At 45.6% G+C, this 10,436-nt stretch carries 6 protein-coding genes and 1 pseudogene; 4 read left to right on the top strand and 3 right to left on the bottom strand.

The genetic code is table 11. The features are described from left to right. Positions 1-1,355: hypothetical protein (locus tag GF309_08930; protein ID MBD3158896.1), on the top strand; the 1,355-nt coding region annotated here is incomplete at its 5' end. A gap of 39 nt (positions 1,356-1,394) precedes the next feature. On the opposite strand, the gene GF309_08925 is transcribed toward GF309_08930, so the two are convergent. Further along, positions 1,395-2,606: a leucine-rich repeat protein gene (locus GF309_08925; protein MBD3158895.1), complete on the bottom strand. Its 1,212-nt coding sequence runs from the start codon at positions 2,604-2,606 to the stop codon at positions 1,395-1,397. Between the two features lie 408 nt (positions 2,607-3,014). Here GF309_08925 and GF309_08920 point away from each other — a divergent pair, with 408 nt between their 5' ends. Then, complete coding sequence (locus tag GF309_08920) at positions 3,015-3,920, top strand: dihydrolipoamide acyltransferase (protein MBD3158894.1); 906 nt, start codon at positions 3,015-3,017, stop codon at positions 3,918-3,920. Positions 3,921-4,275: 355 nt separating this feature from the next. Here the strand turns inward: GF309_08920 and GF309_08915 are convergent. Further along, a pseudogene (locus tag GF309_08915) lies at positions 4,276-4,640 on the bottom strand (nuclear transport factor 2 family protein). A gap of 813 nt (positions 4,641-5,453) precedes the next feature. Between GF309_08915 and GF309_08910 the strand changes: the two are divergent. Then, entirely contained in the window at positions 5,454-8,693 is a 3,240-nt protein-coding gene (locus GF309_08910; GenBank protein ID MBD3158893.1) for a hypothetical protein, read from the top strand. Between the two features lie 14 nt (positions 8,694-8,707). On the opposite strand, the gene GF309_08905 is transcribed toward GF309_08910, so the two are convergent. Next, on the bottom strand, positions 8,708-9,040 hold the full coding sequence (locus tag GF309_08905) for a hypothetical protein (protein ID MBD3158892.1): 333 nt from the start codon (positions 9,038-9,040) through the stop codon (positions 8,708-8,710). A 202-nt stretch (positions 9,041-9,242) separates the two neighbouring features. Between GF309_08905 and GF309_08900 the strand changes: the two genes are divergently transcribed. Then, a partial coding sequence (locus GF309_08900) for a hypothetical protein (protein MBD3158891.1) occupies positions 9,243-10,436 on the top strand: 1,194 nt, incomplete at its 3' end.

Raw genomic sequence — 10,436 nt, 5'->3', positions numbered from 1 at the left:
CTCCTCGGGACGAAAGGCTACTCTCTTCTCTCTACCAAGCTAGTATGGCAGGGGCAGACTTCGTGGTGCTTTCAGGCGATATTGTGGAGACGGGTTACAAAGATTCTTTCGAAAGGGTTGTGAATTTGCTAAAACAAAGTCGGGTTCCAGTCTTTGTTGGGCCTGGAAACCACGATATCGATCCTGACGGTACTGGTTTCAGTATCTACTCGTCTTTCTTCGGCCCAGATTACTATACTGCGAATATTGGCCCGGACATACTTTTGGTCATGGGGAATTCACATCAAGGAGAGTTGAACGCTACAGAAATCCAATGGATTGAACGAGACCTATCTCAGAGTGTAGCAAAAACGAAGATACTGTGTATTCATCATCCACTATATGATCATAATGAACCCGCGAACTACTACTTGGATGAAGATGAAGCTTTAGCTCTTATCGATATCTGCGAGGAGAATGATGTCGATATGGTTCTGACGGGACACCTGCATAATGATCGGGTAGACCGGGTGAATGGCACCCTGTGGGTTATTACCACTGCAATCGGGGCGCCTATCTCAACCATTCCTTCAGAACCTGACCACCTTGCACATGGTTTCCGTGTTATTGAATTCAAGGACTGCCAACCTTTTGTCTGGAACTGGACAACACAGAAGGATTGGTCTCAACCCTGGGATGGGGTGGCATTGAAACGTGTTCCGAGATTCTATCGCGAACTAGATGTAGGGGGATTCGTCGAATTAACGAACAAAATGAATTTCTCTCTAGAGAATCAAGTTCTTGACGTATTGGTCCAGCCGCCTTCGGAAGGTCAGGAGTATTTGGTCTCCGTAGGTCACTCCGTTGCCCAGGCTTCTAGCTCTGATGCCTATAGGTTCCGATTTGAATTCGACTTGCCGGCCGGAGGTAGTGAGACTCTCAGAGTATATCCTGACAATGCACAGCCACCGGAATTGGTCAATGTAAGCTATCCTGAAGAAGTGAACGTAGGAGAAGAATACACCATTTCTGCGGAATGGAGCAATCCAGTTAGCGGTGTGGTTGAAGGATATCTGAATTATTCGCTCGGGAATGGTACTAGTGAATATTTGGAGATGACGGTTTGTGGGGACGATACCTTTTGCTGTACTCTAGAACACGACATTCCTGGGGAAGTTGAATTTCAAATCATTGCCAAGGACTACGGGGCCAACGAAGCTGTCAGCGAGCTGTACACGCTCGAATGCAGGTCTGTTGAACCAGCAGCTAGCCCACAATGGCCTAATCTGTTTCAAATCAGCTTAGTTGTAGGTGGTGCAGTCGTGGTTGCGGCAGTGACCCTCTATATGGTCAGGATCCGTAGGAACACATCATAGTAGTTAGGAGGGATACGATCTTCTGGTAGTCGGTACCGGTCACGAAGCATGATGCTCAGCCAATCGCCAGATGTACTCCTTAAGGGCGTCCGAGATCTTCGTGGGGGGATAGACTGGTTCGTCCGATTCGGTCGTTTCAACCTCAACCCCCAGTCTCGCCAAGCTCTCTCTCACTTGCCTGAACTGGTCTTTTGAACAGGACAGACCGAGACCCATGCTCGAGAGGACCTGATGGCCGTAGGCGGTGAGCCAGAGAGCCTTGAGATTCACGGTTTCCCCATACGGGTTTATTCCAAGTGTAATATCCTCCAGCTCCTGCTGGCGGAGCTCAAGGATCCACTCCATCCTGTTGGCCAGCTCACCATGGGCTGCTACTGCGCGTTCCACATCCATGCCGATGGTGGTCCCATTGTCGTCTATCTGTCTGCAGAGGGCCTCAATGACCTTCTGTCGCATTGACTCGCTTTCGTCCTCATCCAGGATCGCGTCTCGCTTCTCGTGCGTGATGTCCAGCAGGGGGAGTTCGTCCAGGTCCAGCGCAGTGACGAGGCCTTGGGTCAGGTGTGTTTCTTTCCAGTCCACATCGGGCTCGTGCTTTCTAAGAAGGTGCAAGAGAACCCTGAGATGCCTGAGGCTCAAGATGTGCACAGGAAAGTCATATCGATTCGGCTTCCTACGGAGGCCTCTGGTGTTCATGGTCTCCCGAGAAAGGAGAGTTACACTATCAGCATGGCCAAGCAAGAGTTCCTGCAGGCTGGAGCAGCTGGCCAGCGGGGTGAGGTCCAGCTCCTGCAACTGGTTCCCCCAGAGAAAGAGTTTCTGCAGGCTGGTGCAGCCACACAACTTCACCTCCTGCAACTGGTTGTGGTTGTAGACGAGATAGAGTTCCTGCAGGCTGGTGCAGCTGGTGAGGGGGGTGAAGTCCACCTCCTGCAACTGGTTGCATTGGAGATTGAGTCTCTGCAGGTTGGTGCAGCTGGCCAGGGGGCTGAGATCCACCTCCTGCAGCTCGTTGTCATCGAGGTAGAGTCCCTGCAGAGTGGTGCAGCTGGCCAGGGGGGTGAGGTCCACCTCTTGCAACTGGTTCCAGCTGAGATTGAGTTCCTGCAGACTGGTGCAGCTGGAGAGGGGGCTAAGGTCGATGATGCTGATTAGCTTAAGAGACAGGCCGATTTCTTTGACATCCGAGTCAAAGGTTAGCTCCATTGTTTCTCCGAGTATTTCCTGATACGTCAGTGTGATTGTGCCCACATCTATCCCACAAGACTGCCCGAGACCGACCGTATTAAGTCCTTGCGGTGCTGTTCTACTATTTCTTCTCCTGCATCATCCATCTCATCACGTTGAACAGATGAGCAAAATAGTATTGTCTTGGAAACGGTGTATAGTCTGTTAGATCAGGGAGTGCCCGCTAATCCAAACGGAATAGCATATATCCACTTCCTTGTTGGGGTCTTACTCAGTATGTTTGGCTATCTCCTCGGTCATTCCGGCCCTCCGTACAGCTACATATTCAATAATGCTTGTTTACCATATTCACTTAGAATAAGTCAACTAATGATGATGATTGGCGTATCCTCGTTGTTTGTTGGTACATGGTTTATGGCTCGGTCGTGATTCCTTATAACAAGAGATTGATTTCATGGATGGGCCCTCTCCGTGAAGATTCACTATATTGCATCTACATTTCTTACAAGCATATGGAAGAAAGGGCACGTGACCGGCATTGTAATATGTTCGCCTTCCACTGCAGAATTCAAGAGGTACATGTTATTGTCATCAGAACCAGGCTATAGAAAAGAACGGATTCCGAAATCGCGCAAACTGATCATTGAAAGTTGTGAATATGCCCTCAAGAAGCACAGGATGCTTGGACTCTTCGAGGCAGATGTGACAGACGCACGCAAGAAGATTAAGATGTATGAAGCGGAAAAGGGAGAATCAATCTCCTTTACGGGGTGGATTGCTGCATGTGTGGGACTTGCTGCCAGCGAGCACGATCAAGTATGCACACTGAAGATTGGAAAGCACTTTGTGACCTTTGATGATGTGAATATCAACATACTCATCGAAACTGTCCTGGAGGGGAGGACGTATCCTGTAAACTACATCCTAGAAGCCGCAAATACAAAGACTGTTTTAGAGATCACGCAGGAGATTCGTCAGGCTCAGAAGATGAAGGAAACAGACTACTCCGAGGCAAAGGAGAACCGTTTGCTTAAACTGCTCCTATCAGCTCCCAAGTTCCTTCGCGACCTACTGTTCTGGAGGAAGCTTCGCAAAGACCCTGTATTCATCAATGAGAACATGGGTACGATAGCCGTCACGTCCATTGGTCGCTTTGCTAAGTCCGGTGGATGGGCAATCCCTCTTGGCATGCACGCTCTGAATATTGCAGTGGGCGGAATAGCAGTCAAACCGGGATTTGTGGGGGACCAAATCGAAAAGAGAGAGTTCCTTTCCATTACAGTGACATTTGACCACGATGTCGTAGATGGTGCTCCTGCCACAAGGTTTGTTTCGAGACTTACAGAGCTATTGGAGGAAGGGCATGGTCTTCCATAGAATATGACGGGTTTCTTTCATACAAGATTGGTTTCAAATCTGCTATGAAAATGAAAGAATCTCAATGGCCCCTATCCCGAATGTATTGTTCATCTGATAAGAGAAGGACCAGATGGGTTACGGCAAATCTGCTAAACTGGACACCTTCTTACTGCAGCTACAAGGATTTCCACGGCTCGTTAAGGTTTGAATGTTGAGCTTTGATTATATTCGATATCACTGTGACTGATGGAAACGTTTCGGATACTCCCTCATTCAATTCAGACCTCATCTCAACATAAAGTGCAGGTATCTATTGTTCCTAGAGAGTTCGGGTTCCAATGGTGAATAATCCCCCTCTTCGATTCCAATGTGATTAGAAGATCCCGTTTTCGTTTGGAGAGTCTTCAATGACTTGTTGAGATGCCTCCCATGCCTCAATGATCAGATCTCCATCGAAGCGAAAGATATGAATGACCGACCCCTTAGAATCTGGCGAAAGGACAATCCTACCGTGTATGGCTACTAGATCTTCATCTTCGAGGGCTCGGAGTCGTTCATACGTCCTGTTCGGAAATTGCTCTGCATTTTCTTCCATGCCCTCCATAAGCGATTGCCGGTCTCCATGAAGTAGGGGTTATGATGCGAGAATTGTGGATGAATGTATTTTTCATATGCCTCTTGCACTCTGCCTGTAGAAACTAATTCCAAAAATAACGTGGCAATTTCCTTTCTATTCATCTCAGTTCTCCTCTGTACTCCTTTTGCACATCACCCATGAAATCGACAACGGCTATTTTTGGCATAGTCCTATGACGTATTTGGTTTCGGTAAAAAACATTGTTAGAGGACGCTTTCTTAACCAGTAATTATGGAATGACCGATTTTGGTCTGTTGAACTGTAAGAAACGCGAGGAGAGAGCATAGGCATCTCTCAGCCGAAGCAGAACTGCATCTGCTTTTCTTGTCGATAGGGCCACTTCTCACCACCGAAGTTTTCCCACGCCATTGATATTAACCAAGCTAATTAGCCCCCTATTCGTTTGAAGTCCACTTAATTAGACTGGTTCTTCTGAAGAGGGAATTCCAATCAATTTCAGAACGCACTCAGAACTTCTTCAACTACCTCATCCTCCTTTGTGACGATACTTGCTTCCAAAGAGCTTTAGGATGTTGAACTCTTATTCAATTTCATGGAGGATACAACTGTAACAGCCCTGATTAAAATCATGGTATTTGCATGAATCCTGTTATTTACCACTACTCATATTCCTGCTTCTCCAAGTGTCTCGTGGTATTTTTCGTTAAACACTCGGTATCTTTTTGACAGAATCTTGGAATCTTCTGAAAAAGATAAATCAGGAGTTCTGATGTTATCCTACAACCATTAAGCTAGTGAGCCAATTGCCTATGATATCGCAAGAAATAGCCGATTCGTTGAGTGATAGCCTCATGAAACAATAAGGGAACATTTATCCTTTTCATATCATCCAATCTTTATAGTTCTTCTATACATAGGGTCTAAGAGGCCAGACTAGAATGAATGGGAGAGGGATGACACGAAGTGAGAAAAGAGAAACGGCGCTCTCTCTTCTGGAGTCGAGTGACTCGGTTAGCAGAGTTATAGTTCGAATTCAAAATGAGCCTTATCTTCGAAATGATAAGTCGATACATACTGCAATATACAAGCGAAAGGACATCCTATTCCGAGAGATAGAGAATTCCTCCAATCCATGGTCGATAATAGAATCTGTTCTCTGGCTTCCGGGAGTGGCTGAGTGGTCGGAGTTTCGTAAGGCAGTTGCGGGCACCTTGACTTCTAAGGACTCCCCTTGGTACACCATTAATCTCTTGAAAAGCCATCCCAATTTACTGTATTCCGACGAGATTTTGTCGGCAATCGCAAGTGCACTGGAGAAAACAAAAAGATTCTGGCTCTTTGTAGACCATCTTAGAACACATCCTAAAATACTACAGTTGCCAAAGGTACAATCCTCAATCACGAAGAGAATCTCCATTGCAGCTGATGACATCAGAAATTCGAAGACACCTCTATCTATCATCCAAATACTGAAGTCCGTTCCGGATGCATTCGAACAGGATTCGGTACAACGAGCCATTGAACATGTAATCGTAAACCACTCCAAACCTTGGGAAGTTATACGAAGTATCGAAGACATTCCGGGGATTGACAATGTTATAGAGTGCCGAAGAGTGCTTGATGCCATAGATGAACATGCTAGCGACATCGTAGAAAAAATTAAGGCGAGCTCGGAACCACACAGAATATTTGAGGATGCTGTTAAGATTCCTGAGCTTGCAAGAACTCAAGTCCTGCGGAATTATGCCATTGAACGAGTACTCACATATTGGTCGCCCTCAAGCGTAGTGAGTGATATCATTGCATCTGATATCTTATCAGCTCATGAAAAAGTTCAAGATGCTATAGGGCGGGCGTTGATTGCTACTCCTGACCCTGTGAATCTCCTGAGCACAATCTCGTACAATACCCATCTCTTGAACTGCAGTGCCATCCGGAATGCCATCGACCTACGATTGGATGATATTATTTCAACTACAGAGAACCCTAAAGATCCTTATGACACATATCCCCTGTTCTACTTGGTCCGCGTTATTGAATCAGTCCCTCAAATCGGAAATAATGAAAAAATGATCAAGTCAGTCGCGAAGTGGATTGAGCAGTCACCTCGTGCTGACAAGATCATTGGACGATTCGCGGAAAAGACATCTTACATTAAGCATCCAACAATCCAACGTAGCATTGCAAATGCCATTCTGAAACACGCAAATCCAATAGAGATTGTCAACGAGTTAGCCAAATCTGACAACTTGGAACCTCCAGTTATTCGCAAGGCAATAAAATCTCGTGCAAAGGTCATAACTACGTTACTTGAATCTGGAGAATCAGAAATAGAAAAGCCGCACTTAATCGAGGAGATTGTGGGCGATAACTACTATATACCGCCCATTGTCAGTCGCCTTCTAGAATCTGAAAGCACTGATGACATAATGGAAGAGATACTGGACAAACCGACTTACTACAGAAATACCACGATTCAGAATGCTGTTGCTCAAGCTTTACTTGATCCAAACAAATGCATTGACATTCTCAACAAGCTCTGGGGAAACACATTAAAAGGCGCGAAGAGCTTCATCATCTCCAACACGAACGTGCAACATTCTATTGCTGAGGTCGTAAGGTCAACAGAAGAACTCGAATATGTTCTAGATAGAATATCATCCTTTGATGATTTGTGGCTACTGTTAGTAAACCCCGAATTCAATAGTGCTCTGGAAGATAGGTCTCAGGATGTTGCCGCATTAATCGAACAGAGTCGTCAACCTCAATCGATCGTGGAAGATATCTGTAAGTTTCCTACCTATACGCGGGATGAACAAATCCAATTGGCCATTGCCTCCAAGCTGGACTCCCCTAGTTGGTTTGAAGACTTAGTAAAGCGGATTAAAACGTATTATTCTGGCTATCCTCCCGGGTTTAGAGAGTCGAAAATTCTCAAGGAAGCGATATCCAATTCAGGCGACATACTACTTAAGCTACTCCAAGACCGGATGGACAGAGAACAGATTTTCACATTTGTAATGCGTGCCTATGACCCATCGATGCTTAAGAATGAGAAACTGGTCGATTGGCTAGCGCAGCACATCTCCAATCCAGATCTTGACTTGTGGAGCCACTTCTTGAATAAGGAGTCGATGGCTGTGACAAAAAATACCGATGCCATTGTTAAAATCCTGAAACAGGTCGAAATCTCGGATTATCTCTGTTTGTGGATTTACGAGAATGCCCTACATAAGGAGAATGATGAGCTAAATGAAATCCTCAAAGAAAAGTCTGCCGAAATATTTGGCAGGCTCAAAAAAACCGAGAATCCGGAGGATTTTGTGAGGTATATCCCCCTCCTGAGAGAGTATGTTGGTGATAAGAAAGTGGATGGCGTACTCAAGAAGAATGCGTCCAATTTGGCGAATCGCATCCGAGCGGCAGAAACTCACTCTGACTTGAAGGATGTAATCTCTGCTGCACTATTGGTTCCTCTTTGGAAGACGGATTCCTCTGTAGTAGATGCGATTGCAGGCAGCATTGCCAAAGGTCGGGTTGATTCATTTCAGATGTACCGCATATCCCATGATGAAACACTCTCTCTTGAGGATGAAATTAATGAAGCTACAGCGAAGGCTATTCTCTCTGCTTCTAAACCTGAGGAGATAACCAACTACTTTGGACGTTATCACTCAATTGAATCAGAGATTGTCAAGAGAGCTGTTCTGGACCAGATGGACCTAATCATACAGGCCTTGAATGAGTCAGAGAAGCCTCGGCGGTATTTGGAAAGATTCAGCGGTGCTGATTTTATCTTCAATGCTCCAAAAATGAAAGCGGCTCTAGAGCCACGATTGGATGAGATAATCATGGATATCGGAGATATCTGGCCATATGTTCCTCTCGCCATGGAAAATCTCCCCAAAATGGATGTACTGCTCAACCATCCAAAACTCTACAAACTAGTCTTGGACATCTTGAAGCAATCATATGAACCGTGGGAAATGATAGAAGCAATTCGGCCATACAAATCATTTCTTGAGGATGAGAACATAAGTCAGGCTATTGAATCGCGAATCGACTACATAGCTGGCATGATTGAACGAGTGCCCGAGCCAAATAGGATTGTCAGATGCATTGAAGGCGTTTCTCAACTAAATGAAAATCCAGCAATACAAGCTGCAATCGAAAAGAGGGTGGAGAAGGAATAGTGACGAGATCCATATCAGTTGAGAGGTTGTTCGAATTTGACGAAGATGTCATAGAAGGACTGGAGAACAGCTCGGAAGTACTCTCCCTCCCGACCATCAGGCAGAGAAATCCGCTCAATGTATTTTTCAAGTTCTGGAGTCTTATCCAAGCGCATATTGAACATAAGCCAGTCAAAGAGCCTGAACCCAAATCGGGCCAGGTGGTCGCCATAGGAGAACACGCCCCATGCGCTTGGCGTGTGCGAGCCAGCACCGTAGTGGGTTTTTCGATGGTAGACCCCCGCCTCGTATACCGCCTCTGGCAGGTCAAAGTAGCCATCTGCGTCTTCCCCACAGCTAGGACACATTCTCCATATTTTGATGGGCAGAAACCGGTGCCCACAACTTGTACATTTGTAGTCCATGCCAATGTGTTTTGTCAGAGGAGCATCTCCTTATTGTTGATAGGAATCCTTGCTGTCTGTTATAAGATGAAGAAAAGAAAAAACCCTTCGATGTCAGTTCATGTCTCATCTCAGAAGTTGCAAGATGTTCAAGGGGGCTTCTAAAATGGACATTACATATTCAGACATCAAGAATCACCTGATCAAGAATGAGATAGATACTCTTCACAAGATTCTAAATTCTGATACAACCGATAGTAGAAGTGTGTTGCTAGAGATTTGCTCGGTCTTAGATTCCCTCTATCCCGAATCGATTTTCACAAGGAATGGGGACATTCTTGCCATTCTAGATCTGCCATTTTTACTGGGGATCGAGCAAGACCTGACCGCATTTCTGAATAAGCACATGATGGATGCGGAAGAACTAGTCTACGATGATATCAAGTCAGCATTATTCCAGATGGCAGAGAATCAGATAACTCAGAGAGGTTCTGTCTTGTTCTTTGAATTGAGTGGATTTCCAAGATCGATGTCGGGAGTGGCCAAAGACGCGGAAAACTTACGCAAAAATAGACTCATTGAAGCAACCCACGAAATTCAAGACTTGGTCGATGCTGCTGAGAAAGATCAAGATATTGATCTCATGAAGCTATGGTTGACCCATTATGGCTTTTGGCTTCTCTTTGGGATGGGTTTGGGGCGACATGCTCAGAGAGAAGAAGCTGAGATTGCGCTCGAAAGATTGAAGGTTGAAATAGAGAAATGGTACATTGAGTTGGGCAACAACAGCAAATCGTTTTCAAATTCGGAATATGACAATGATTTCAGGGATACAATAGAGGGGATATCTCGAGTCGCGGGGGGTTATAAACTGAGCACGCAGAAACCACCGCAATATCAACCACCTCGTGCCAATCAGCTTCTTGATGCAATAGCTATCTCCCAGATGGCCGGAGGTAATCAGAATCGGTTACTTCCTCTCCAAATTCTATCTGCAACTTGGCTATTTCCGCCGGGTAATGAAACGAATGAACTGATTCAGCTCAGAATATTGGGAAAACTTGATGACCCGGCAGATTCGGATCAGATGCGCCTCATAGCACGATTCTTACAGACTCTTGATTGTTCCGACGAAGAGAGCTCTCCAACCACGCGAAATGTTCTTGAGGTAGTCACCAATGCCTTGAGACAATACCATAATGAAGGCACATACAGAGTTTTGCTCAGGCATCTAAGCTGTCTTGGAAAGAACGAGAACTCCCTGATTGGCAGGTTCGCTGCAGACTATATATGCAATTACTACCTAGATAGCTTCTCAGAGGATATACCATTCCATGACTATGTCAGTTGGATGGGACCG

This window comes from Candidatus Lokiarchaeota archaeon (genome assembly GCA_014730275.1).
GTDB lineage: Archaea > Asgardarchaeota > Thorarchaeia > Thorarchaeales > Thorarchaeaceae > WJIL01.
The sequence above is the reverse complement of the archived record's forward strand: the minus strand, read 5'-3'. Positions and strand labels throughout refer to the sequence as shown.

Bases quoted from the DNA above. Each gene is read 5' to 3' on its own strand.
- GF309_08910 (MBD3158893.1), top strand. From the start codon at position 5,454: ATGACACGAAGTGAGAAAAGAGAAACGGCGCTCTCTCTTCTGGAGTCG.
- GF309_08905 (MBD3158892.1), bottom strand. From the start codon at position 9,040: ATGTGTCCTAGCTGTGGGGAAGACGCAGATGGCTACTTTGACCTGCCA.